Annotated in this window: 20 protein-coding genes and 1 pseudogene; 6 read left to right on the top strand and 15 right to left on the bottom strand. The window is 70.4% G+C overall.

All coding sequences use genetic code 11. The features are described from left to right. Nucleotides 1–229: 229 nt before the first annotated feature. The 5 genes from LMU33_RS10715 to LMU33_RS10695 all read right to left on the bottom strand — a co-directional run bounded on the left by LMU33_RS10715 (nucleotide 230) and on the right by LMU33_RS10695 (nucleotide 6,308). Complete coding sequence (locus LMU33_RS10715) at nucleotides 230–2,689, bottom strand: ATP-binding protein (protein ID WP_228619487.1); 2,460 nt, start codon at nucleotides 2,687–2,689, stop codon at nucleotides 230–232. Nucleotides 2,690–2,800: 111 nt separating this feature from the next. Next, nucleotides 2,801–3,604, bottom strand: coding sequence for an intradiol ring-cleavage dioxygenase (locus LMU33_RS10710; protein ID WP_228619486.1), 804 nt, complete (start codon nucleotides 3,602–3,604; stop codon nucleotides 2,801–2,803). 120 nt (nucleotides 3,605–3,724) lie between these two features. Continuing rightward, complete coding sequence (locus LMU33_RS10705) at nucleotides 3,725–4,558, bottom strand: sterol desaturase family protein (RefSeq protein ID WP_228619484.1); 834 nt, start codon at nucleotides 4,556–4,558, stop codon at nucleotides 3,725–3,727. Between the two features lies 1 nt (nucleotide 4,559). Then, nucleotides 4,560–5,384: a FadR/GntR family transcriptional regulator gene (locus tag LMU33_RS10700; RefSeq protein WP_228619483.1), complete on the bottom strand. Its 825-nt coding sequence runs from the start codon at nucleotides 5,382–5,384 to the stop codon at nucleotides 4,560–4,562. A gap of 306 nt (nucleotides 5,385–5,690) precedes the next feature. After that, on the bottom strand, nucleotides 5,691–6,308 hold the full coding sequence (locus tag LMU33_RS10695) for a TetR/AcrR family transcriptional regulator (RefSeq protein ID WP_228619482.1): 618 nt from the start codon (nucleotides 6,306–6,308) through the stop codon (nucleotides 5,691–5,693). A gap of 102 nt (nucleotides 6,309–6,410) precedes the next feature. Here LMU33_RS10695 and LMU33_RS10690 point away from each other — a divergent pair, with 102 nt between their 5' ends. Further along, nucleotides 6,411–7,355, top strand: coding sequence for a beta-ketoacyl-ACP synthase III (locus LMU33_RS10690; protein ID WP_228619768.1), 945 nt, complete (start codon nucleotides 6,411–6,413; stop codon nucleotides 7,353–7,355). 254 nt (nucleotides 7,356–7,609) lie between these two features. Then, on the top strand, nucleotides 7,610–8,302 hold the full coding sequence (locus LMU33_RS10685; protein ID WP_228619480.1) for a hypothetical protein: 693 nt from the start codon (nucleotides 7,610–7,612) through the stop codon (nucleotides 8,300–8,302). Between the two features lie 552 nt (nucleotides 8,303–8,854). Here the strand turns inward: LMU33_RS10685 and LMU33_RS10680 are convergent. Then, nucleotides 8,855–9,397, bottom strand: a complete 543-nt coding sequence (locus tag LMU33_RS10680; RefSeq protein ID WP_372477919.1) for an ATP-binding protein — start codon at nucleotides 9,395–9,397, stop codon at nucleotides 8,855–8,857. Between the two features lie 199 nt (nucleotides 9,398–9,596). Between LMU33_RS10680 and LMU33_RS10675 the strand changes: the two genes are divergently transcribed. After that, nucleotides 9,597–10,190 carry a TetR/AcrR family transcriptional regulator gene (locus LMU33_RS10675; RefSeq protein ID WP_228619477.1) on the top strand — a complete coding sequence of 198 codons (594 nt, stop codon included), beginning with the start codon at nucleotides 9,597–9,599 and terminating at the stop codon, nucleotides 10,188–10,190. Between the two features lie 10 nt (nucleotides 10,191–10,200). Here LMU33_RS10675 and LMU33_RS10670 read toward each other — a convergent pair whose 3' ends face one another. Next, nucleotides 10,201–10,536 carry a hypothetical protein gene (locus tag LMU33_RS10670; RefSeq protein WP_228619475.1) on the bottom strand — a complete coding sequence of 112 codons (336 nt, stop codon included), beginning with the start codon at nucleotides 10,534–10,536 and terminating at the stop codon, nucleotides 10,201–10,203. 252 nt (nucleotides 10,537–10,788) lie between these two features. On the opposite strand from LMU33_RS10670, the gene LMU33_RS10665 reads away from it, so the two are divergent. After that, nucleotides 10,789–12,627: a glycoside hydrolase family 15 protein gene (locus tag LMU33_RS10665; RefSeq protein ID WP_228619474.1), complete on the top strand. Its 1,839-nt coding sequence runs from the start codon at nucleotides 10,789–10,791 to the stop codon at nucleotides 12,625–12,627. 127 nt (nucleotides 12,628–12,754) lie between these two features. Here the strand turns inward: LMU33_RS10665 and LMU33_RS10660 are convergent. From LMU33_RS10660 to LMU33_RS10645, 4 genes and pseudogenes are all read right to left on the bottom strand, one after another. After that, nucleotides 12,755–12,987 (bottom strand): annotated as a pseudogene (locus LMU33_RS10660) (cytochrome ubiquinol oxidase subunit I); the annotation flags it as partial. A gap of 36 nt (nucleotides 12,988–13,023) precedes the next feature. Beyond that, nucleotides 13,024–13,863: an SDR family oxidoreductase gene (locus LMU33_RS10655; protein WP_228619472.1), complete on the bottom strand. Its 840-nt coding sequence runs from the start codon at nucleotides 13,861–13,863 to the stop codon at nucleotides 13,024–13,026. 192 nt (nucleotides 13,864–14,055) lie between these two features. After that, nucleotides 14,056–15,645 carry a GMC oxidoreductase gene (locus tag LMU33_RS10650; protein WP_228619470.1) on the bottom strand — a complete coding sequence of 530 codons (1,590 nt, stop codon included), beginning with the start codon at nucleotides 15,643–15,645 and terminating at the stop codon, nucleotides 14,056–14,058. Nucleotides 15,646–15,754: 109 nt separating this feature from the next. Continuing rightward, nucleotides 15,755–16,729 carry a cyclase family protein gene (locus tag LMU33_RS10645; protein WP_228619468.1) on the bottom strand — a complete coding sequence of 325 codons (975 nt, stop codon included), beginning with the start codon at nucleotides 16,727–16,729 and terminating at the stop codon, nucleotides 15,755–15,757. Between the two features lie 840 nt (nucleotides 16,730–17,569). Here LMU33_RS10645 and LMU33_RS10640 point away from each other — a divergent pair. Next, entirely contained in the window at nucleotides 17,570–17,713 is a 144-nt protein-coding gene (locus tag LMU33_RS10640; protein ID WP_228619467.1) for a hypothetical protein, read from the top strand. Between the two features lie 129 nt (nucleotides 17,714–17,842). After that, complete coding sequence (locus LMU33_RS10635) at nucleotides 17,843–18,841, top strand: LacI family DNA-binding transcriptional regulator (RefSeq protein ID WP_228619465.1); 999 nt, start codon at nucleotides 17,843–17,845, stop codon at nucleotides 18,839–18,841. Between the two features lie 106 nt (nucleotides 18,842–18,947). On the opposite strand, the gene LMU33_RS10630 is transcribed toward LMU33_RS10635, so the two are convergent. From LMU33_RS10630 to LMU33_RS10615, 4 genes are all read right to left on the bottom strand, one after another. Next, nucleotides 18,948–19,796: a carbohydrate ABC transporter permease gene (locus LMU33_RS10630; protein WP_228619463.1), complete on the bottom strand. Its 849-nt coding sequence runs from the start codon at nucleotides 19,794–19,796 to the stop codon at nucleotides 18,948–18,950. Beyond that, nucleotides 19,786–20,748: a carbohydrate ABC transporter permease gene (locus tag LMU33_RS10625; RefSeq protein WP_228619462.1), complete on the bottom strand. Its 963-nt coding sequence runs from the start codon at nucleotides 20,746–20,748 to the stop codon at nucleotides 19,786–19,788. Before LMU33_RS10625 ends, LMU33_RS10630 begins: the two co-directional genes overlap by 11 nt. Next, entirely contained in the window at nucleotides 20,745–22,112 is a 1,368-nt protein-coding gene (locus LMU33_RS10620; RefSeq protein WP_228619460.1) for an ABC transporter substrate-binding protein, read from the bottom strand. The genes LMU33_RS10625 and LMU33_RS10620 overlap by 4 nt, the downstream gene beginning before the upstream one ends. A gap of 80 nt (nucleotides 22,113–22,192) precedes the next feature. Then, nucleotides 22,193–23,284, bottom strand: coding sequence for a glycoside hydrolase family 172 protein (locus tag LMU33_RS10615; RefSeq protein WP_228619459.1), 1,092 nt, complete (start codon nucleotides 23,282–23,284; stop codon nucleotides 22,193–22,195). Nucleotides 23,285–23,408: the final 124 nt, after the last annotated feature.

Raw genomic sequence — 23,408 nt, 5'->3', positions numbered from 1 at the left:
GAACAGCCCACGCACAAGCGGAACCGAACAGGCAGAATCGCCCACCGCGACGACCACGCAAACGCACGAGACTAACACAAGACATAACATCGCGCCGAGAAAGGATCACCCCGGCGTCGATGACCCGACACAGCACGACAGCCCTTCCGGCGCAGGGTGCGGGTTCCCGTCTCACCGGACCGGCTTCGCGGCGGGCCTCCGCAAGCCGGGACACTGCCCGGCCAGGTGCTCACCGCCGGGCTGTCCGCCCACCTTCGGTCCGTGCGGCTGCCCACAGTGCGATCTGGATGCGGGAGCGCAGGCCCAGCTTGTCGCGTACCTTGTCCAGGTGCGTGGCGACCGTATGGACCGAAAGGCCGAGCCGGTCCGCAATCTGGCGGTTGGTGAGCCCTTCGGCGACGAGTTCGGCCACCGTGGACTCCCGTGCGGTGAGCAGGAACCGATCGTCTGCGGCCCGGACATCACGCCGCGTTCGGTGGTCCCCGCTCCCTGCCCCGAGCGCGTACGCGACCAGCCGCTCTCCGCGCAGTCCACGGGCACCGGCGACGGCAGCCTCCCGCGCCGCCGCCGACAGCTGAGTCCGGGCACGCGCCGCCGCCTGCTCCATCCTGTGCCGCCAGGGACCCTCGGGCTCGGTGTCCAGGCGGCGCCGTGCCTGCACGCTCGCCTCGTACAGCCGCAGCGCACGCTGCATGTCGCCGCTCTCCGCGGCCACGAGGGCCAGGCCCTCCACGGGGTACAGGGCATGGAAACTGGCTCCTGGAGCGATCCGCAGCACCTCGGCGAACAAGGTCTCCGCGCTGCGCAGACGCCCCAAGGCCAGCCGTACGGCCCCCGCGGTGTGCAGCGCGGCCGCGGTCCGAGGCCACGGCGCCTGCTGCCTCAGCACGGGCAGACACCGTGACATCAGGTCGTCGGCCTCCAGCTCCCCGCCGGCCTGAAGCAGCGCCCAGGCCAGGTGATGGCTGCACCAAGCAGTGTCCTGCGGCGTGCCGAAGGAGGCGACGACCTCCAGGCACTCCCTCAGATCCGCGACGGCCTCCGCGAACTCACCGCGGCACAGTCGCGCCGCAGCCCGGGCGTCCAGGGCGTTGGCCAGTCCGGCGGGGTCACGGCGCATCCGCTCGCTCTGCACCGCCTCCTCGCCCAGGCGCAGTGCCTCTTCCGGATCGGCCTGCTGGCAGGCCACGCGTGCGGCGAGCGCCGGCACCTGCCCACCCAGCGCCCGGCCCCCGGGCCCCCGCAGCAGTCCGGTGAGTAACGCACGGGCGGCCGACGGCTGCTCCTGCTGGTAGTGCACACGCGCCAACTCCAGTGTCAGCCGCACCCGTACGGCATCGCCGTGGGCGGCGCTGCAGGCCAGTACCGAGGCGAGATTGTCCCGTTCCGCTGCGAGCGGGCTGCCGGCCTGGTCGGCGAACACCTCCCCGCGGCCTCGCCCGGCCAGCTCGGTCAGCCACGCGAGCGCCCGGTGCACGGTGGCGTGCAGCTCGCCGGATGCACGCAGACGGTCCAGGGCGCAGACACGGATGGCGCTCAACTGCCTGAAGCGTGTGGGCGCCGTGTCTCCCGGCAGACGCACGACGAGCGACTTCGCTTCCAGGGCGCGCAGGGTGCGGAGGACCTGCCGCCGGCCCATGCCGTCCCCGGCGCAGACTGTTTGCGCAGCGGTCGCGTCGAACCCGCCGACCAGGACCGAAAGGCGCCGGAAGACCGTCTGCTCGGCCGGATCCAGCAGCCGATGGCTCCAATCGACCGCTGCGGCGAGCCCGCTGTGGCGTGCGGGTCCGGTTCGGCTTCCCCCGGTCAGGAGGTCGAGCTGGGAGAACTGGTCCTCCAGCCCTGCCAGGATGTCGCTCAGCGCGAGCGCACCGACGTGGCGGGCCGCGAGTTCGACGGCGAGCGCCAGGCCGTCCAGCCGCCTGCAGATCTCGGCCACCAGGTGGCTGTTGCCGCGATGGAGTGCGAACCCCGGGGAATTGCTCGCGGCGCGGTCGACGAAGAGCCGTACGGCCTCGGAGCGCATGAGGGCCGTCACATCGACAGCGGCGTCGGCCGGCGGCAGGGACAGCTCGCCGACCCGGAACACGGTCTCTCCGGGGACCCTCAGGGCCTCCCGGCTGGTGGCCAGGATCCGTAGACGGGGGCAGCGGCCCAGCAGGGTCGCCGCCAACCGGGCGCACGGTTCGGCCAGATGCTCGCAGTTGTCCAGGATCAGCACCCTGGGGGCGTCACCGATCGCCCGTACCAGCACGTCGACGCCGGTGCGGCCCGCTCGCTCACCCGCCCCCAGCGCGGCGGCCAGGGACTGCGTCAGCAGCGCGCTGTCCTGGAGTGATGCGAGTTCCACGAGGTCGACTCGTGCGAAGCGCTTCGGTAATGCCTTGGCGAACTCCAGCACCAGCCGGGTCTTGCCCACACCGCCGGCACCGGTGAGCGTGAGGAGGCGCGAACTCCTCAGGAGGGTGCGCAGGCACGACAGCTCGGGCTGCCGGCCGACGAAGGAGTCGAGCGCCGGCGGCAGGACGCTCCCACCGGCAGTCGGGACCGCAACCGAGACGTTCGAAGCCGCCCGTCGCCGCAGTGCCCGCTGCCGGCAGGCGCTGGAGCAGTACCGAGCCGGCCGACCCCCGTGCGGCCTCACGATCAGCGCCGCACCGCACACCTCACATGTTCGACTCCGGCTCATCTCCGATTCCTGGCCGCACCGCCCGGGAACGAAACCATCGCCTTCGGCCATGTGTCTCCGCGCGATGGCCGACACCCTGGCAGGGCCGGCCACCGCGGGCATCCCGGTGCGTCAGGGTGTGGCGGCGGGGTCGATGCCGAGTACGACGGTTCCGGTCACTCCCTTGCCGAGGTCGCCGCCTGCCTGGGTGAGGGTCAGCAGGGTCGAGGACCCGCCGTTGCGGTAGATGCCGTCCCGTGCGTTGAGCGTGCGGGTGGCCGTGTTGTTCCGGTACGGGGACAGGGCGGCGATCCTGGTGTTGTACGCCTCCGGGAAGTAGAGCTGGCCCGTGTGGGACACGTGGCCGCCGTGGTACGTCCCGTTGGACACGGTGCCTCCCGCATGCGTCTTGACGTGGATGTGGAGGGCCCGGCCGACGTACCAGCCGGGGTAGACGGTGGTGAACTCCGCGACACCGGTGGAGTCGGTCAGCTGCACGCCGCGCAGGAATGTCGTGTCCGGGGTGGAACCTCCGGCGACATAACCGGAGTAGATCCCAAGCGCGTCGCAGTGCCAGATGTCGACCGCCGTCTGGGGCAGCGGCGCGCAGGTCGCTGCGTCGACCACCGTCACGCGGAGGGTCAGCGGAACGCCGGCCTTCCCCTCTGTGATGTTCTTGCGGACCGTCTCCAGGTCCAGGTAGTACGGCCCCTCGGTCTGTTCGGGCGTGAGGACGCAGTCGGCGGCCGGCCGGGCCGCGGCCCGGTGCTCGGTGGCGGCGGTCGCCCGCGTGGCGGCGAGACCCAGCGCGGCCACTCCGAGGGTGGCGCCGCCCAGGGTGGCTATGACGGACCTGCGTGTGGCACCTGCGGGAACGTCCGACGCCTCGAGGTCGCGCTGCGGTTCCGCGGTGTTGTGGTGGGGGATGTCAGTCATGGTGCGAGCATGACGCCGGTGACGGCCCACGGGATCGCACGGACGACCCACGAGGCCACCGCGTTACGAAACCCACGGGACCGGCCCGAGCACGCTGGTGCAAGGATCAGCGGTGCCAGGTCATCCATCCGCCCCGGGTGCCCAGCCGGGCGGCCCGAACAGATACCCGACCCGGTCGCGCCAGCGGCGCGCCGCGCGGACGTCGCGCCAGGCGGCCGCGAACTCGTGGAAGGCCACCCGCACCGGGTGGTAGGTGTCGATGTTCTTCGTCAGGCCGTACGCCACCCGCACGCCTTCCGGTTCGAACGTGCCGAAGAGCCGGTCCCAGACGATGAGGATGCCGCCGTAGTTGCGGTCCAGGTAGACCTTGTTGGAGCCGTGGTGGACGCGGTGGTGGGAGGGCGTGTTGAAGAACCACTCCACCGGCCGCCACAGCCTGTCCACCCGCTCGGTGTGCAGGAAGAACTGGTAGACGAGGCTGAAGGCCTGCTGGAGCAGGATCATCCACGGCGGAATGCCGAGCAGTGCCAGCGGCAGCCAGAAGGGCAGGCCCGTCATCGGCGTCCAGCTCTGGCGCAGGGCGGTCGAGAGGTTGAAACGGACGCTGGAGTGGTGGACCACATGGCTCGCCCACAGCACCCGCACCCGGTGGTGGGCGCGGTGGAAGGCGTAGTACGCAAGGTCGTCGCCGAAGAACAGCAGCACCCACGTCCACACGGAGGACGGCGACAGGTGCCAGGGGGCGACGGCGAAGAGAGCCGCGTACAGCACGATCGTCACTGCCTTCCACGGCACCGCGACGACCTGGCTGCCGGCGCCCATGGACATGCTGGTGACGGTGTCCCGCAGCTCGTAGCCGCGTTCGTCGTCGTCCGGGAGGAAGCGGTAGGACAGTGCCTCGACGACGACCAGCAGCACGAACACCGGTATCGCGTAGACCACGGCCGGGATCATGTCAGCGCACCGCCTTCCGCGGCGTCGCGGGCACACTGCGGGACAGCAGCTCGCGCGCCAGCCGTTCGGCTGCCTCGGCTTCGCGTGCCGCGATGTGCGCTGCCAGCCGCTGATGTGCTTCGACGTCGAGGAGTTCCGCGGTCCGCAGGTCGTCCGGCACGTCGGCCACCGGGAGTGTGCCACCCACCAGGCTGTTGAAGGCCAGCAGGTAGGCGACGTTCCCGGAACCCTCCACGACCAACCGCCACCAGGCGACGTCCGCATCGCCGAGCTCGGTCAGATCGGGCCCGGTGCGCGCGTACCGGCCCGCGGCCTCGACGATCTCCCCGGCGGTGTCCTCGGAGCACCGGATCGCGCACAGCCGGGCCGCGTCGGCGCCGATGCACGCCCGCATCTCCAGGGCGTCGCGGGCGAGGTCCTGCACCGAGGGCCCGGCGTCGGCCGCCGCGATGCCCATGGCGAGGTCGAGGCCGGCGGTGTGCCGCCAGTCCAGGACGAGCGTGCGGCCGCCGTGGCTGACCTCGACCAGCCGTGCCTGCTGAAGCCGCTTGACGGCCTCTCGGACGGCATGCCGGTTCACCCCGAACTCGGCTGCCAGATCCCGTTCGGCGGTCAGCGCGGCACCGGCCGGCAGTTCCCCGCCGAGGATCCTGTCGCGCAGTAGCGCGAAGAGCTGGTCGGAGACCGCCTCGCGCCGGATGAGTCCACGGTTCATGGCGATCAGGGTGAACGCGACCGGCTCACTGGTCAACTGGTTGGACCAGCCTTTCTGCGGCGTTCCGCGCGCACAGATCGCCATGGGCGGACCAACCTGATGCTTGTCCATGTCGGCATCCCCGGCGAGCTGTGCAGCGCGCCGTTGTCTCCGGCGACGGTCGTGGGCGTACGCACCTGCTGTGGTCGGCGGTGCACGCTGCCGCCGCGTCGGCAGCACTGAGGCCGACGACCCGACAACCGGTCACCCCGGACCCGCCGCGGCTACCGTCACCGCCGCGCTCCCCTGCGCGCACGCGAACTCCCGCCGGGCTTCCCCGCATTGGCGAGCGCCGTGGCGCCTGCGTCCGAGGGTCAGGTCGGCGGCGGCGTGGAGGCCACGTGTCACCCCGACCCGTGCGGGCCCCTTTCATCTGCGTCACGATGTCTGACGCCGGCCGAACAAGCGGTCAAGTGACCGCCGTGTGCGGTCGGAGGCGGCCGGGGTACCGAAGAGCTGGATCTCCTGGTTGAGGGCCAGGTAGAGGCCGACCAGCTCGTACGCGACCTGTTCCGGGTCGGTGTCCGCCGGCAGTTCGCCCACTGTAACGGCCGCGCTCACCTCGGCGGCGAGGCGCCGACGCCAGATCCGGGCGAGCCGGGCCACTGCGTCGCGGACCGGGCCGCGACGGGCGTCGAACTCGACGGAGGCCGTGGCGAACAGGCACCCGCCGGGGAAGACGTCACGTTCGTTCTCGAGGTAGGCGATCCAGGTGTCGCAGATGGCTCTGAGGCGGGGCAGGCCCGGCCTTTCCTCCGCCGCGGGCTCCCAGACCATGCGCGAGAACGCTGCAGCGGCCCCTTCCAGCGTCGCCAGCTGAAGAGCTTCCTTGGTACCGAAGTGCCCGAGCACACCGGCCTTGCTCATCTCGAGGTCGGCCGCCAGGCGCCCGATGCTGAGCCCTTCGAGACCGTCGACCGAGGCGAGCGCCATGCCGCGCTCGACGATGCGCTGCCGCGTTCTGCGTGCTCCGGCTGCGGAGTTGCGAGGGCTCATGCCGTCCATCGTAGCGAGCTGCGGACTTTTAGCTTCCGACCGATCGGTTGCTATATTCCGCTGCATCGACGCCGAGCGAGGAGATCACCTGTGCATGCCACCGTGCCGGGCAGCCGCATCACCGCCGTGGGCCACTACCAGCCGACGCGCGTCCTCACCAACGACGACCTGGCCACCATGGTCGACACCAGTGACGAATGGATCCGGCGCCGTACCGGCATCGCCACCCGGCGCATCGCCGCCACGGACGAATCGGTGACCGACATGGCCGTGGCAGCCGCGAGCAGGGCGCTGGCCGCATCCGGGCTGGAGCCTGCCCGGATCGGACTGATCACCGTGGCCACCTGCACGGCCATCGACCGATGCCCCTCCATCGCCGCCCAGGTCGCCGGACGTCTCGGTCTGCCCGCCCCCGTGGCCTTCGACCTCAACAACGGCTGCGCCGGTTTCTGCACCGCACTTGCCTGTGCCGATCACGCGATCCGTGCGAACACTGCCCAGCATGCTCTGGTCGTCGGCGTCGAGAAGATGTCGGACGTCACCGACTGGGGCGACCGCCGCACCTGCGTCCTGCTGGGCGACGGCGCCGGCGCCGCCGTGCTGAGCGCGGCGGACAGCGCCGGGATCGGCCCGGTCGCCTGGGGCTCCGACCCCACGCGCGGCGACGCCGTCCGCCTGGTCGACGGCTGGCACCCCTCCTTCGCCCAGGAGGGCCAGACCGTGTTCCGCTGGGCCACCGGCGAACTGCCCGCCATCGCCCGAGAAGCCTGCGCACGGGCCGGCCTGTCCTTGTCCGAGTTGGCCGGCGTGGTCACCCATCAGGCGAATCTGCGCATCATCGACGCTGTCGTCAGACAACTCGGTCTCCCCGAGAGCACGGTGATCGCCCGTGACGTCGTCGAGTCCGGCAACACATCGGCCGCGTCGGTCCCTCTCGCCCTGTCCAAGCTCGTCGAGCGGGGCGAACTCCGCACCGGCGCCCCGGTCCTGCTTCTCGCGTTCGGGGGCGGACTGTCCTGGGCGGGACAGGTCATCGACTGCCCTTGAGTCCTTCGAACGAGCACGGCTGGGAAGCACATGCCGTCGGGCAGGCGGCGGATCGCCCGGCGCTGGGGGAAGCGATCCGCCTTGAAGTACGGGTGGTCGACGACCTGTCGTTTCCCAACACATTTGAGTACGGGCACTCATGTGCCCTCCGCCCGCTTGGGCGCAGCATGCCAGAGCGCACCCTCGGTGGGCGCTGAAGGGGGAGAGCGAACATGGCGGGATCACGCAGGACCGCATGGGGGACGGTTGCCACGATGGTCGTGTTGGCTCTCTCCGCCTGCTCGTCCCAGGACGGTGCCACGAGCCCGGAAGAAGTCCGCAAGCTCGCCGGCAGCGCTCGAGCAGTACACGCTCGGCAGGCCGCACAGGACCGCCTTCGAGACGTGGTGCAGGCGTACGCCGAAGACACTCCGCTCGGACCGGACATGGTCGTCATGCGCGACACCTGCTTCGGTGGCACGGCGAAGCAGTGGCTCGAGTCGAACGGCGACGACGCCTACAAGATCCGCTGTTCGATGCGGGTCAGCGCATACTTCGGAGTCGATCCGAAGCGGATCGGCTCGGTGCTCGACGGCATACTCGCCGCCGGCGACCGACCCCAGTCCCTCATCGCATTCGGTCACGACTACTACCGCAGCCACCTCGTCGGTTACTACCGGGGGCACGGTCCCAATCCGTCCGGCCCGGATGCGCCGGAGCCGACCCAGCTGTTCGACGCTACACAGACGCTTTCCTGGGACCCGGTGCATGACCGCAATCCCCGTCTTCTCGTCGGGGAGCCTGAGCAATGCCCGAAGAACGACCCTCCGGTGACACGCTGCCTGCGTGAGCCCGAATCGGAATCGGTCGCGGGCATCCGCCAGCGGCACGGCATGGTGTTCAAGCTGGAGCTCGGCTCCACCGAGTACTACGAAGTCGCCAAGGACGGCCATGTCGTCACGGGTTGAGCCTGCACTGCCACCGCAGAGGGCCGACCCGGCCGAGCCCGTGCGTGTCCGCACCGCATGCCGTCACAAGGCGCGCAGTGCGTCGACGGCGATGCGCGCGGCCGTACCGATGACGGCATCGGGATACGCAGCACCTTCCACGGCCTTCCCTCCGGGATCGCAAAGGCCGGTGCCTTCGCCGGAGCACTCGTCCTGGCCGACGGAGGACTCCGGGTCATGACGCTGATCGCCGCGTGCTGCTTCACGGCCGGCATCGACCCCGGCCGGGACCGGCCGTGCGGCCGCCGCTCGAAGGACGGGGCAGTGTTTCCCCTCGCGAACTCCTTCGGCGCGCCTGTCACCGGCCTCGGGACCAGGGGGCGTCACCGCGCGCGAGTATGGCGGTGACAGCGCGGACAAGAAGGTTGTGGAGCCCGGCCGGCCTCGGTCGACCGGGCTCCGTCCCGCCGTGCCGGATCGGGCCATCACCCGTGTCGTACTGCCGACTTCTGACATGAGACCGGTCAATCTGACATACGGCCGGTAAGCCGCTCTCGGGACAGCCCTTGGCGCCTAGTCCCCCAGACGGTCCTCGGCCCGCAGCTCGAACCACATGGTCTTGCCGGTGCCCGTCCTGGTGCTGCCCCACGCATCCGCGAGCAGATCGAGGAGCTCGATGCCACGGCCACCCTCCGCGTCCGCGTCGGCGACGCTGCGTGCGGGGCCGGCGGACTCGGTGTCCTCGACCTCGCACAGCAGGCGGGAGTGGCGCAGCCGCAGGTTGAGCCTGAGCGGGCCGCGCGTGTGCCGCAGGGCATTGGTGACCAGCTCGCTGACCAGCAGTTCGGCGGTGTCGGCCAGGTCGCCCAGGTCCCAGTCGCTCAGCTGCCCGGTCACCAGGTGCCGGGCCCGGCCCGCGGAGGTCAGCTCCCGCCGCAGGGGCCAGGAGGCGTCCCAGACGGTGGCCCGGCCGCGCGGTGCGTCCAGCGGGCGCAACGGCGCGAGCATGCGGGACCACAGGGCCCACTGCCTGGCGAACCACGTGGGCCCAGCGGCACGTGTGGACCGCCCTGCCCGGCGAAAGGCTGTGGGGCAGCCGACGGCCTGGACGGCCATGGGGATCAGTCCCTTCTGGGCCGACGGCCAGACGGTCCGCCGGGTGGCGTGCCCGGCAATGCGCCAGGCTCTTGCATGTAGCAGTCGCTACACCTCCAATATAGACGTAGCGGACGCTACGGTAAAGAGCGGACCAAAAAGAAATAAAAGTAATAAAGGACATCGCGCACTGCGCCCCCTCACGTGCCCAGGAGCCCCCATGCCTCGCCCGCCCGATCAAGCCAAGCGTCGCGACCTTCTCGACCGGGTCCGCGAGTACGTGCTGCGCAACGGCCTCGCGGATCTCTCGCTGCGCCCCCTGGCCCGGGCCCTGGGGACCAGCGACCGCATGCTCCTGTACTACTTCGGCACCAAGGAACGGATGGTCGCCGAGGCGCTCGCCCTCTACGAGCGCCGCCCCCTGCTGCGCACGCGCGACCTGCTGGAGACCGTCGGCCCGCCCACGGACCCCGCAGGGCTGCGCCGCTTCATGGAAGAGGTGTGGCGCCAGTTCGCCGACCCGGACGTACGCGCCTCGCTCCCGCTGTACGTCGAGATCATGAGTGCCAGCGTGCTTCACCCGGACCGCTACGGACCCGTCATGCGTGACATCGTCACCGAATGGACGGGCCTGCTGGTCTCCGTCTTCCGTGACCTCGGCATGAGCCAGGACCGGGCCCGGACACAGGCCACCCTCCTGGCAGACGCCTCACTCGGCCTCCTGGTCGCCCCTCTGGCGGACGGTCACTGGGAGCGGGCCGACAAGGCCTTCCACGCCCTCCTCGACAGCCTGGAACCGGGATGGGGCCGATGAGCCCGCGTCGTCACTCGGGGGCGAAGGAGAAGCTGCGCCACAGGCCGGTGGCACTGACGACCTGGTCCGCCGCTCCGATGTCCAGGTAGGTGCTCTGCCCACCCTGGGGCACGGTGCAGTCGGGTGTCGTATACAGGAGCAAGCTGCTCTGCGTCTGGTTGTTGACGTGGGTCACGCCCTCGGGGAAACGGTGACATCCGTGGATCGACGGGTTGGAGAGCGTCTCCACGAGCCTGAGTCCGTTGCGCGCCACCACCTGACCGGACGCCTGGTCCTGGCAGGCGCTGAGCGCGAGGCCGGACAGCACGATGCCGACGAGCGCGGCCAGCGAGCGTGAAGAAGGCATGGGGCCTCCCGGGATACGGGTGTTGCCGGGGACGTCGCCCTTCCTTCACTATTCGCCAGGTCCGATGGACCCGCACGGTGGGGACGTCCGTCGCGGTCCGTGGACGGTCCGTGCACCGCACTGGGCGGACGGCCGGGTCCACGACCGGCGCACAGCGCGCGCATCCCGATCGACGAGCCCGGGCAGCACCCGCGGCTTACGCTGATCGAGGGGGTGCGTCCGGGTGAATCGCACACCGAAAGGGGCGCCCCAATGGACGACTACCCGCTGATCGAGAACCACGGTCTGATCGGCGACCTGCAGACGGCGGCGCTGGTGACGACCGAGGGCGTGGTCGACTGGTTCTGCTCCCCGCGGTTCGACTCGCCGAGTGTCTTCGGGGCGCTGCTGGACAAGGGCAACGGCGGGCACTGCACGGTCCGGCCGGCGCACCGGACCCATGCGACCAAGCAGTTGTACCTGCCCGACACGGCGGTCCTGGTGACCCGGTTCATGACCGAGGGGGGCGCCGGTGAGGTGCTCGACTTCATGCCCGTGACCGGTACGACGACCACCTCCCGCCACCGGCTGGTGCGGCTGGTCCGCTGTGTGCGCGGCAGCATGACGTTCCAGGTGGAGATCGCCCCGCGGTTCGACTACGGGCGCAGGAAGCACGAGTTGCACATCACCCAGCACGGAGCGGTCTTCGCCGCGGAGGACGGCACGGAACTCACCGTGCACCCCATCCGTGAACCGCAGGACGAGCGGCTCGTGGACGTGCTCACGGACCAGGGTGCCGACCTGCACCTCTCGCTGACGCTGCAGGCCGGTCAGCATCGCGGGCTGATGCTGGAGACGGGCGCCGAGGGGCCGCCCGCCGAGATCCGCCTGGACGCATACCAACGGCTCTTCGACGAGACCGTGGCGTTCTGGCGCTCCTGGCTGGCGCAGTCGCGCTACACCGGGCGCTGGCGGGAAGTGGTGGAGCGTTCCGCGATCACGCTGAAGCTCATGACCTTCGCACCCAGCGGTGCCGTGGTGGCCGCCCCGACGGCGGCTCTCCCGGAGCAACTGGGCGGCGAACGCAACTGGGACTACCGCTTCACCTGGATCCGTGACGCCTCCTTCTCCGTGTACGCCTTGCTGGGGCTGGGCTTCACGCAGGAGGCCCGGGCGTTCATCGTCTGGCTGAGCGACCGGGTCAAGGAGCGGGCCGGCAGCGGCGGGACCACGGGCCCGCTCAACATCATGTACAAGGTCGACGGCTCGGCCGACCTGAACGAGCAGATCCTCGACCACTGGGAGGGCTATGCGGGCTCCGCGCCGGTACGGATCGGCAACGGCGCCGCGACGCAGCTCCAACTGGACATCTACGGCGAGGCGCTGGACAGCATCTACTTCGCGCACCAACACGGTTTCCAGGTCGGGCACGGGGGATGGACCTCGATGCGGGCGGACCTGGACTGGCTGGCCGACCACTGGGACCAGGCGGAGGAGGGTATCTGGGAGACCCGCGGCGGGCGCCAGGACTTCACCTACGGCCGGGTCATGTCCTGGGTGGCGTTCGACCGCGCTCTGCGCCTCGCCGAGTCGAAGGGCTGGCCGTCGGCGGCCGGACGGTGGCGGACCGAGCGGGACGCCGTCTACGAGCAGGTCATGGCCAAGGGGTGGAGCGAGGAACGGAAGGCCTTCGTCCAGCACTACGGCAGTGACGTACTGGACTCCTCGCTGCTGCGCATGGCGACGGTCGGGTTCCTCAGCGCCGAGGATCCGATGTGGGCATCGACCCTGGACGCCATGGAGCGGGAACTGGTCAGCGACAGCCTGGTCTACCGCTACAACCCCGAGGCCTCGCCCGACGGGCTGCACGGCTCGGAGGGCACCTTCTCGCTGTGCACGTTCATGTACGTCGACGCCCTGGCCCGCGCGGGGCGGACGGACAGGGCACGGCTGGTGTTCGAGAAGATGATGGGGTACGCCAACCATCTGGGCCTGTACTCGGAGGAGATCGACCCGACGGGCCGTCAACTGGGCAACTTCCCCCAGGCGTTCACGCATCTCGCCCTCATCGACGCGGCCCTCACCCTCGACAAGGCGCTCGACGAGCGGTAGCCCGGGCCCGGTTCACAGCGCATCGGCGACCGGTTCCAGCCGGCCGTCGCGCCGAGGTCAGCCCTGGTCACCGGCGCCGCCGCGGCGCAGGTCCACGTCGGTGAGGCCCTCCAGCTCGCCATGGACCGGTGCCGGTGACCACGCCGATCGCGAACTGGACCGCCATGACGGCCGGCCACCGCCGGGCCAGCAGCAGGGCGGTGGCGTCGTCACGGCGCAGACCGTAGCCGTGCATGACGAGCGTGATCAGCGGCAGCGCCACGCCCAGGGCACGAGGATGATGTGGGAGGCCAGGGTGAAGGCCATCATCGATCTGGGCGGCAGCGTCTGCGGCGGTACGTCCGCCGGCAGCAGGAGCATGTGATGTCCCTCCTGGGGCCGGCACGGTGGGCTGGGTCAGCCGCCGGTGGCGAAGCCGGGGAAGAGGGTCATCCCGCCGTCGACGTACAGGGTGGTGCCGACGACGTAGTCCATGAGGTCGGAAGCGAGGGCGACGACGGCGTGGGCGATGTCCTGGGGGTCACCGATGCGCTTGTACGGGATCAGCCGCAGGAGGTCCTGCTGCGCCTCGGGGGTCTCCCAGGCGGTGCGGTTGATGGGCGTCTTGATGGCTCCGGGGGCGACCGCGTTCACGCGGATGCGCTTGGGGGCGAGTTCCTGGGCGAGCGTCGCCATCATCATCTGCACGCCGCCCTTGGAGGAGGCGTAGTTGACGTGACCGGACCAGGGGATGATCTGGTGGACCGAGCTCATGCAGATGATCTTCCCGGCGGCGCGCGACACCTCGGGGACGATCCCGCGGCGCAGGAACTCCTTGGTCGCCTCACGGGCGCAGAGGAACTGTCCGGTGAGGTTGACGTCCAGGACCTTCTGCCACTGGGCGAGGGTCATGTCGGTGACCGCCGCGTCCCGCTGCAGTCCCGCGTTGGCGACCAGGATGTCGATCGTGCCGAACTCCTGGACCATCCGGTCCGTCATGGCGACGACCTGGTCCTCCTGGGACACGTCCGCCTCGTAGGCGGCCGCCCGGACCCCGAAGCCGGTGATCTCCTCGACCACCTTCTCGGCGTCCTCGCGGCCGGCCACGTAGTTCACCACGACATCGGCCCCCGCCCGGCCCAGGGCGACGGCCGTCGCCCTGCCGATTCCGGAGTTCGCGCCGGTCACCAGTGCCTTCTGCCCCTTCAGCAGGTGGGCGGGGATCACGCCCTGGGGTGCCCCCTCGGTGGAACTCACGATGTCCTGCTCCTCCACTGCGCGCCCGTCCCCGCCGGGCCCGTCGCCCGGTGGTCCAGCCATCAGGCAAGCACCGGCGAGGAACGGCGGCATCCCGGAGCGGATCGCGTTGCGCTGCCCGGCTGAGCATCTTCGCCCGGTCGTCGGAGTCCGGGCGGCCGAGTCCGGGCGTCGGAGTCCGGGCGGCCGAGGTCAGCCCAGCCGTTCCTTCAGGTGGTCGCCCACGCGGAGGGCGTTGGCGATGGCCGTCAGGGACGGATTGACCGCGCCGATGCTCGGGAAGAAGCTGGTGTCGACGACGTAGAGGTTGTCCAGGTCGTGGGCCTTGCAGTTGACGTCCAGGGCCGAGGACGCCGGGTCGGTGCCGAAGCGCACGGTGCCGGCCTGGTGCGCGGTCGCGCCGATCGGCATGCCCTTGTGCAGGTAGATGCTGCGGGACAGCAGCCGGTGCTCGTGCATGCCCAGATGGCCGAGCATGTGCTGCAGTTTGTGCCGCAGGCGCGTCAGGCCGCCGATGTTGTTGCCCTCGTCGAGCGTGAGCCGGATCCTGCCGCCGGCTTCCAGCGTCACCCGGTTGTCCGGCTGCGGCAGGTCCTCTCCGCACAGCCAGAAGTCGACGGCGTGATGGGCCAGGACCTCGAACGGCATGTCCGGCGCCACCGCTCCGGCCCAGCGCGGGGCCTCGCCGTGGATCTGCTCGGCGTCCGACTTGCCGAGCATCTGGATCCCGCCGAGCGGGTAGTCCCAGTCGTCCGCGCCCAGGTACCAGTCGTGCAGGGCGAGGGTCTTCTGGAACTGGGTGTCGTTGGGTTCCTTCGAAATGGCCATCAGCGCAAGGTTGTTGTGGCGCATGTAGTACCGGCCTACGACGTCCGAGCTGTTCGCCAGCCCGCGCGGATGCCGGTCGTCGGCCGAAGCGAGCAGCAGGGCGGCGGAGTTGACGGCCCCGCAGGCCACGACCACGACGTCCGCCGAGAACCGGGCCTCGTCCTCGTCGGGGAGCTGGGTGACGACGCCGGTGACGCTGCGCCCGGTGGCGTCGGTCTCCAGCCGTGTCACCCGCGCGTTGGTGATCATGTCCACGTTGGGGTGCTCCAGTGCCGGCTCCACGCAGATCACCTGGGCGTCGGACTTGGCGCGCACCAGACACGGGAAACCGTCCACCCGGTTGCAGCGGATGCAGACGCTGGAGTGGGTTGCGCGGCCCAGCGCGTCCTGGGTCAGGTTGACCCCGATCGGCAGGTGGAAGGGGTGCAGCCCCTGCTTCTCCAGGTCGTGGCCCAACTGCTCGATGCGCGGCTCGTGTTCGACCGGCGGGTAGGCGTACTGCGCACTGCACGGACCTTCCCAGGGATCCTCGCCGTGCCGGCCGTGCACCAGGTAGAGGTGCTCCGCCTGGGTGTAGTACGGCTCCAGGTCGTCGTAACCGAGGGGCCAGGCGGGAGAGATGCCGTCGTGGTGGCGCAGTTCCCCGAAGTCCTCGGGGCGCAGCCGGAACAGGGCCGCGCCGTAGAACTTGGTGTTTCCGCCGACGTAGTAGTTCACCTCGGGCGGGAACTCGTTGCCGTGACTGTCGAGCCAGAACTCCGGGGCCCGGTACTTGGCCTTGACGAACACGGCCGTGGAGTCCCAGTTGTCGCGTTCGCGCCGCAGGTAGTCGCCGCGTTCGAGGATGAGCACGCGTCGGCCCGACGGAGCGAGGCGGTGGGCCAGCGTGCCGCCGCCGGCTCCGGTACCGATCACGATGACGTCGTACGAAGGCAGGGCGTCCACGGCAACCACCGTCCTTGCTCGTGCTCGCGTGGTCTGCGGGGCCGTTGCGGCTCTTTCCTCTTCGAACGTACGCGCCGTGCAGGGGTACAGCACCCGGAGCGGGCCGCACACCGGCAGGTCACAGAACGGCGATCGGGTTCACCGGGGAGCCGGTCGCCGCCGGGAGGCGCAGCGGGGCGACCACGCACAGGAAGTGCCAGCGCCCCTGCTCCTCGCACACCTCCGCCAGTTCCTCGAAGTCCAGGTAGTCCAGCAGGTGCAGCCCCATGGCGTTGACCGCCAGCACGTGCACGGGAAACGCGACCCCGGCGACCGCACTCGGCGCGGCGTCGCTGTTGCCGTCCGACCCCAGGACGGACACATGCCGTTCGGCCAGGAAGCCCATCGCCGTCGGATGCAGGCCCGCCCGGGCCCGCGTCACGTCCCATGGTCCGAGGTCCCGGCGCCGCAGGCGGTGTCCTACGCGTACGAACAGCAGGTCACCCGGACCGACCGTGGTCCCCTGGGCGGTCTCGGCCGCGACGAGGTCCTCGGCGGTCACCTGGGCGCCCGGTTCGAGCCACGGCACACCGCGCAGCCGCGGGATGTCCAGGAGGACGCCCCGGCCGACGATGCCGTCACGCACCAGATCGAGGGTGAGCGCTCCGGCCCCGTCGGGTGTCACGGTGCTCGACGGGACACCGCCGTACAGCTCTCCGTCGAAGATCACGTGGCACAGCGCGTCGAGGTGACTGTCGACATCACCGTGCACGTTCATGGCGAACCGGTCACGGGCGAAGGTGAGCCCGGGTTCGGCGCTCTCCCGGTGCGTGGGAGCCGTCATCCGATGGGTGGCGGGCTCCGGGCTGTCGGGACCGGGCCGCGTCTCGACGGGCGCGGCCAACGACACGGTACGCCCGCACCGGACCTCGGCGGCGGCCGCCACCACGCGCTCGGGCGTCAGCCGGTCCAGGGCGCCGCGCCGCTCCTCGCCACCGTCCGGGTTCGGGTCCCGCAACCGGCGATACAGCTCGCGGAAGGCCGCTTCGGACAGGGGCTGCGGTGCGGCGGGCTGCGCGGGCGGCGCGGGTAGGGGCTGCTGGTGCGAGGTCATCGGGAACTCCTCCTCGTCCGCCTCGGCCCACAGCACGTGTTCCGGACGCGGGAGACGGATGCGACCGCGTCACGGCATGCCGAGCTCATGGTCACCGCTGCGGCCATTGCACCACTCGGCCACAGGCTCCGCACGTCCGCACAGTGCGGGCCGTACGGCGCTTGCGGACGGCGTGGCTCGGCGAGGGCAGGCAGGGCCGGCGCACGGCGCCTCTCGCATCCGGCACCGGGCACTCGGAGGCCCTGTCCACCAAGGGAAGGGGAGGCGGGGCGGTTCTCGCGCCCGCAACGGCGGGCCGGCCCGGCCGGACGACGGTCCTGGAGGTCAACGGCGGGAAGCCGCCGGGTCCGCCGCCAGGCAGAGGATCGCCTGCGCCGTGGCCGCGGGGGCGCCTCCCTGGGCGGAAAGTGACCGACACCGGGCAGCAGGGCCCGTTCGTACGGGCCGGTGAACATCTCGTCCTTGCCCTCGGTGGTCTCTGCGAGGTTGTCGCCGTCACGCTCGCCGTGGAGCACCAGGGAGGGGACCCGCACCGGCGGCGGCTCGGCGAGGCGGTCTTCGATGTCCTGGTAGGCCGGGTCGCCGTCCGCCTCACCCCAGCGGTGCAGGTAGGCGTGGACACTGATCTCGGCCCAGTCGGGGTTGTCCCACGCCGCGGCGGCCGTGTCGAATGCGGCCTGGGTGAATTCCCACCCCGGTGACCAGGACCGCCACAGGTAGCGGCAGAAGGCGCGCCGGTCCTCCTCCAGTGCCGCCCGGCCCCGGGCCGTGGCCGTGGCCGTGTACCACTCGTACCAGTAGGCATGGGCCAGCGGACAGGGGACCTCGCTGTCGGGGCGGTTGGGCCCCGCCACGATCGAGAGCGACGCGGCCGTACGCGTCCTGCTGCTGTGGGGACGCCGCCCCGCCGACCCGAACCGCTGGCACAGCGACGCCGGCCCGGAGGCCCTGCGCAGGGTGCGGAGCCTCCCGGGCGGCTACTGACGCCGCGCCGCCCGCCCCGCCGCCCGTAGGGGGGCGACCGAGAACATGGGGCCCAATTCGAGGGGATGAAATCCTTTTCAGCTGCAGGGTAGGGTGTTCCTACACACGGCTGAAAGGATGCGCACTCAGGTGGTGACGATCCATGACGTGGCGCGAGCCGCCGGGGTGTCCCCGGCGACGGTCTCGCGTGTCTTCAACGGCGGCAGGGTCACGCCGGAACGCGCCCTGTCCGTCCAGCAGGCCGCCGCGGCTCTCGGCTTCGCGCCCAACCGGGTGGCCCGCTCGCTGCGCAAGCAGCGCTCCAGCGTGATCGCCCTGATCATCCCGGACATCGAGAACCCCTTCTTCACCTCGCTCGCCCGCGGGGTCGAGGACGCCGCGCAGCGCACCAGCCTCTCGGTCGTCCTGTGCAACTCCGACGAGGACACCGACAAGGAACGCCGCTACCTCGAGGTCGCCCTCGGCGAACAGATGGCCGGTGTGATCGTGGCCGCGGCCTCGCAGGACGAGACGGACCTGGCGCCGCTGATCGCCCGGGGCGTGCCCGTGGTCGCCGTGGACCGCCGGCCGCACGCGGCCGAGGTGGACGCGGTGCAGGTGGACAACCAGCACGGCGGCGAGGTGGCCACCCGTCATCTGCTGCGGGCCGGCTACCGCCGGATCGCCTGCATCACCGGCCCCCGGGGCGCCTCCACCTCCGAGGAGCGCCTCGCCGGATACCGCACGGCGCTGTACTCCGCGGGCGACGCCGCCCCGGCCGGCGACGCCTACGTACGGCACGCGGACTTCCGGGTCGAGGGCGGCCGGGCCGCGATGCGTGAGCTGCTGGCGCTGCCCGAGCCGCCGGACGCCGTGTTCGTCGCCAACAACCTCATGACGATCGGCGTCCTGGACGCGCTGCGCGAGGTCGGGCGCACTCCGCCGGGCGTCGGTGTGCTGTCCTTCGGCGACGTGCCGTGGGCGTCGCTGCTGCGGCCGTCCCTGACCGCCGTGGAGCTGCCCTCGTACGAGCTGGGCCGTACCGCTGCCGATCTGCTGCTGCAGCGCATCGAGGGCAAACCGTCGCCGCTGCAGACCGTGGTGCTGCGCACCAGGCTGCAGGTGCGGGAGAGCACCGCCGGGCCGTGAGCCCGGCCGGGCACACCAAGGGCGCGGTGCCGGTCGGGTGACCGGTACCGCGCCCTTTTCGTGGGCCCTGCGCCGCCGCACGCCCGGGCCCACGGCAGGTCCGGAGCTACTTCAGCCCGGACGTCTTGATCGACTCCACGATCTGCCGCTGGAAGACGAAGAACAGCACCAGCATGGGCAGTGCCGCGACCGTGGCCGCCGCCAGGATGTAGTTCCAGTTGGAGGTGTACTGGTTCTGGAACGAGGCGATGCCGAGCTGGACCACCGTCAGGGACTGGTCGTTGGTGGCGACCAGCGGCCAGACGAAGGCGTTCCAGTTGGCGAGGAAGAAGAAGATCGCAAGGGCGGAGAGGATGGGCCGGGACATCGGCAGGACGATGTTCCAGTACACCCGCCAGTGTCCGCAGCCGTCGACGATCGCCGCCTCCTCCAACTCCTTGGGCAGGCCCAGGTAGAACTGGCGCAGCAGAAAGATGCCGAAGGCGTTGAAGATGGCCGGGACGATCAGTCCGGCGTAGCTGTTGAGCAGGCCCAGCTCACGGGCGACCAGGAACAGCGGTATCAGCACGACCGGGGCCGTGACCAGCAGGGTGGCGAAGATCGCGCCGAAGAGCTTCTCGCGGCCCGGGAAGCGCAGCCGGGCGAGCGCGTAGGCGGCCATGGAGTGGAAGAACAGCGCCACCACGGTGATCACGGCGGAGACGAAGAAGCTGTTCCAGAGGTAGCGGGCGAAGGGGACCTCGGTGAAGACGTAGACGAAGTTGTCGAAGGTGAAGTCCTTCGGGATCAGGTTGCCGTCGGTGACGGTGGCCCGGGTCTTGAAGGACGACGTGACCATCCACAGCACCGGGAAGATGCTGATCAGCGACAGGACGACGGCCAGGACCGTGAGTCCCGTGCGTGAGGAGCGAAGCCGACGCCGGCCCGCCCGGGTCGTCAGGGCGTCACTCGCCATCGTCGAACCTCCCGCCTGAAGTGAGCTTGAAGATCACGGCGGAGATCACGACCATGATCAGCACCAGGAACGACCCCATGGCCGACGCGTAGCCGAACTCGCCGAATCCGAAGGCCTGCTGGTAGATGTAGAAGATCGCCAGTGAAGTGCCGTTGGCGGGGCCGCCGTTGGTCAGCACGAAGATCAGGTCGAGGCCTCCGCTGATGGCGGCGACCGTCGACATCAGCAGGACGAAGAAGCTGGTGGGGCGCAGCAGCGGCCAGGTGATGGTCCGGAAGGTGGTCCACGGTCCGGCACCGTCCAGCTTGGCGGCCTCGTAGAACTCCCTGGGGATCTCCTGGAGCCCCGCCAGGAAGATGATCATGTAGTAGCCCATCATCACCCAGACCATGATGGCGATGACACAGCCGAGGGCCAGGGAAGGGCTGCCGAGCCAGGACTCGCCGTCGAAACCGGCGGCCCGCATGGCCCGGTTGACCGCTCCCGTCTGGTCGTCGAGCAGGAACTTCCACAGCACACCGACCACCACGAGGCTGATCACGTACGGCAGGAAGAGCGCGGTGCGGTAGACGCCGACGCCGGGCAGCTTCTGCTTCACCAGCAGGCCGAGGCCGAGGCTCACGCAGAAAAGGACGGGGACGAGGATCACGACGTACTCGCCGGTGATCTTCATCGAGTCCCAGAACAGCGGGTCGTGCATCATCCGCTGGTAGTTGCCGAGCCCGATCCACTGGTACGAGCCGAAGCCACTGACCTGGAAGAAGCTCAGGGCGATGGAGAGCACCATCGGGATCGCGACGAAGACGAGGAGGCCCAGCACGTCGGGCGCGAGGAAGAGGCCCGCGGCCAGCCATTCGCGGTGCTTGCGGCTGAGTCCCGGTGTGTCCGCGGAGGCGGGTGCCTGTGCCGGGGCCGCGGCCCGCCGGCGCTGTTGTGCGGCGACGCTGCTCATATCAGGCTCGCCCCCTTGTAGCTCTTGGTGTACGCAGCGATGGACTGTGCGGCTCTCTCCGCCTCGCCGGCGACTCCGCGGCCGGCGAGCATGGTGCCCTGGATGGCGTCGGAGATCGCCTTGTAGACGACCGGGGGGTAGCGCGGCTCGGCGCGCCCGCCGGGGAAGATCTCGTCCTTGAACTTCTTCATGATCTCGGAGTCGTAGCCGCCCTTGGCGGCGCCCCGCTCCAGGGCGCTGGCGCGCGGCGCCACGTCGGACTTGGCGCCCACGCACCAGTCGACCATCCGGTTGATCGAGTCGTCCTTCATGGAGCCGAGCGCCCAGGCGCAGAACTCGGCCGCCGCCTCGGGGTTGCGGCCCTGGGCGTTGGCGCAGAAGGACCAGCCGCCGAGCGTGGTGACGTAACTGCCGCCCGACGGTACGGGCAGCTTGAAGACGCCGTAGCGGTACTTGGGCGCGAACGCCTTGAAGCTGGAGACGTTCCAGATGCCCTGCTGCCACATGGCGACGTTGCCGCCCTTGAAGCCGCCGATCACGTCGTCGGCGGCGGGCACGACGCGCGGGGCGATGCCGTGGCGTACGGCGTCCTGCCACAGCGCGAGAGCCTGGCGGGTGGCCGGGGAGTCGAAGACGACCTTGCCCTGGTGGTCCAGGACGTCGCCGCCGCCCTGCCACATCCACGGGTACCAGGTGAAGTTCTGGTAGTAGCCGGGCTGGGTCTCGAAGACCAGGCCCGCCCGGGTCTTCGTCCGCAGTTTGTCGCCGATGTCGAGCATCTGGTCCCAGGTGGTGGGGATGTCGGCCTCGGACAGACCGGCCTTCTCCCACACGTCCTGGGCGTAGAACATGGCCAGCGGCTCGATCTCCATCGGGAGGGCGTAGACCTTGCCGTCGACCTTGCGGCTGTCGAGTGCGGAGCCGTAGTCGTCGATGGCGGCCTTGTCCATGTGCGGGGTGAGGTCCGCGAGGACGCCGCCGTTGTAGTAGCGCAGGAAGTCGCCGGGCGAGAGCAGGAAGATGTCCGGGCCCTCGCCGGTGGCGAAGGCGGACGGCAGCTTGAAGCCGTTGAGGTAGGTGGGCTGGGGCAGGTAGACGAGGTCGATCTGGCTCTTGTGGGTGCGGTTCCACGCGTTGACCATGTCCACGAACCACTTGGACTGGGCGTTGATCGCGGGGTCGGGCGAGCGCTGGGGGCCGTAGAAGTTCCAGAACTGGAGGTTGCCCCCCTTCGCCTGTGCCGTGCCGCAACCGGTGAGCAGGGCCGGGGAGGCGAGGGCCGCGCCGGTGCCCGCCGCCGCGGTGAGGAAACGCCGGCGTGACGTGGTGGCCGGGCGCCCGGCGTCGTTGCCGTGCTGGAGCATGCGTGCGCTCCTGTCGGAGTGGGATGGGGCCGGATGGAGGAAAAGCAAGGGGGGTGGCGGACGGAGAACGGGGGCGGCGGTCAGTCGACTTCGAGGGTCAGCAGGTCGGGTGTGGCCGGACGGGAGGCCGAGCTGGGGGCGTCCAGGTAGAAGAGCGAGGTGCTGGCTATGTCGTCGCTGGTGTGCCGGTAGCGGTGCGGCAGGCCGTTGCCCTGGCCGGGGCCGATGCCGAGGCTCTGCACGGTGACGCGCAGGTCCCGGGAGAAGCGGACGGGGTCGAGGACGTGCCAGCGGTACATCCCGAACCGCTGCTGGCTGCGGTAGAGCCCGTCGGGTCGCAGGATCTGGTTCAGGCCCAGGTAGGGCGTGGTGTAGGCGGTGTAGCCCTGGCCGGGGACGTCGAAGTTCCAGGCGCCGCCGAAGTAGTCCTCGGTGCCGGTGCCGCAGATCGTCGGGAACTCCTCGTCGCCGTCGAGGTAGAACTTGAACTCGCCCTCGCCCCACCAGCCGGGGCTGTTGACGCCCCAGGCGAGGTAGGTGCCGACATAGCTGCCGGCGCCGGTGACCCCGTCGAGCAGGGTGTGCACCTCGCCGTACGGCACCGGGTGGCTGCGCCGCCACTGCGCGTGGAAGTAGGAGGCGTCCTCGCCGACCTCGTCCAGTTCGTAGTCGACCTGGTAGTAGAGGGTGACCTTCTCGGCGGTCAGGTTTTCCAGGGTGATGCGGGCGCTGCGGCGGAACGGCATGGGCCAGTACGCGTTGAAACCGCCGTTGGGGTTGGCGGCGACGGGCACGGACGAGACCTGGCTGAATGTGTTCCAGCCGTTGCAGAAGAAGTCGCCGAGCGGCACCTCGACGGCCGGGGTCTCCTCCCCCTCCCAGTACATCCGGAGCAGGGAGCCCCGCCAGGCCGTGTGCGGGTCGGTGGTGCACCACAGGTGCCGGATGGTGCCCGGCCCCTCGATGTCGGCGAGCACCGCGGTCTCGCCTGCGGCGATGTCGATGCTCGGGGAGATCTTCCAGCCCGGCCCCAGCCTGCTCGCCGCGACCGCTCCGGTGCCCTCGGTGGCCCGGCCGCCGCCGGACTTGGCACCGGTGAAGTTCTCGGCGCTGATCGAACGGCTCACGGCACGGGTCCTGCGGGAGATGCCGTCGAGTCCAAAGGTCGTCATCGTGTTATGTGCCTTCATGGGTGGGGTGCGGGGCGGGCCCGGAGCCGGGCCGCGCACCCTGTGAAATCCATTTCAGCGAAAAGTAGGGCGGACACCAGAGGGTGTCAAGGGGTGAGATCGGAGC

This window comes from Streptomyces barringtoniae, assembly GCF_020819595.1.
GTDB classification, from domain to species: Bacteria; Actinomycetota; Actinomycetes; order Streptomycetales; family Streptomycetaceae; genus Streptomyces; species Streptomyces barringtoniae.
This window is presented reverse-complemented; position numbering and strand designations above follow the sequence as displayed.

What these genes read in the sequence shown, in the direction of transcription:
- LMU33_RS10715 (WP_228619487.1), bottom strand. Translation starts at nt 2,689, where the DNA reads ATGAGCCGGAGTCGAACATGTGAGGTGTGCGGTGCGGCGCTGATCGTG.
- LMU33_RS10710 (WP_228619486.1), bottom strand. Translation starts at nt 3,604, where the DNA reads ATGACTGACATCCCCCACCACAACACCGCGGAACCGCAGCGCGACCTC.
- LMU33_RS10705 (WP_228619484.1), bottom strand. Translation starts at nt 4,558, where the DNA reads ATGATCCCGGCCGTGGTCTACGCGATACCGGTGTTCGTGCTGCTGGTC.
- LMU33_RS10700 (WP_228619483.1), bottom strand. Translation starts at nt 5,384, where the DNA reads ATGGACAAGCATCAGGTTGGTCCGCCCATGGCGATCTGTGCGCGCGGA.
- LMU33_RS10695 (WP_228619482.1), bottom strand. Translation starts at nt 6,308, where the DNA reads ATGAGCCCTCGCAACTCCGCAGCCGGAGCACGCAGAACGCGGCAGCGC.
- LMU33_RS10685 (WP_228619480.1), top strand. Translation starts at nt 7,610, where the DNA reads ATGGTCGTGTTGGCTCTCTCCGCCTGCTCGTCCCAGGACGGTGCCACG.
- LMU33_RS10680 (WP_372477919.1), bottom strand. Translation starts at nt 9,397, where the DNA reads ATGGCCGTCCAGGCCGTCGGCTGCCCCACAGCCTTTCGCCGGGCAGGG.
- LMU33_RS10675 (WP_228619477.1), top strand. Translation starts at nt 9,597, where the DNA reads ATGCCTCGCCCGCCCGATCAAGCCAAGCGTCGCGACCTTCTCGACCGG.
- LMU33_RS10670 (WP_228619475.1), bottom strand. Translation starts at nt 10,536, where the DNA reads ATGCCTTCTTCACGCTCGCTGGCCGCGCTCGTCGGCATCGTGCTGTCC.
- LMU33_RS10665 (WP_228619474.1), top strand. Translation starts at nt 10,789, where the DNA reads ATGGACGACTACCCGCTGATCGAGAACCACGGTCTGATCGGCGACCTG.
- LMU33_RS10645 (WP_228619468.1), bottom strand. Translation starts at nt 16,729, where the DNA reads ATGACCTCGCACCAGCAGCCCCTACCCGCGCCGCCCGCGCAGCCCGCC.
- LMU33_RS10630 (WP_228619463.1), bottom strand. Translation starts at nt 19,796, where the DNA reads ATGGCGAGTGACGCCCTGACGACCCGGGCGGGCCGGCGTCGGCTTCGC.
- LMU33_RS10625 (WP_228619462.1), bottom strand. Translation starts at nt 20,748, where the DNA reads ATGAGCAGCGTCGCCGCACAACAGCGCCGGCGGGCCGCGGCCCCGGCA.
- LMU33_RS10620 (WP_228619460.1), bottom strand. Translation starts at nt 22,112, where the DNA reads ATGCTCCAGCACGGCAACGACGCCGGGCGCCCGGCCACCACGTCACGC.
- LMU33_RS10615 (WP_228619459.1), bottom strand. Translation starts at nt 23,284, where the DNA reads ATGACGACCTTTGGACTCGACGGCATCTCCCGCAGGACCCGTGCCGTG.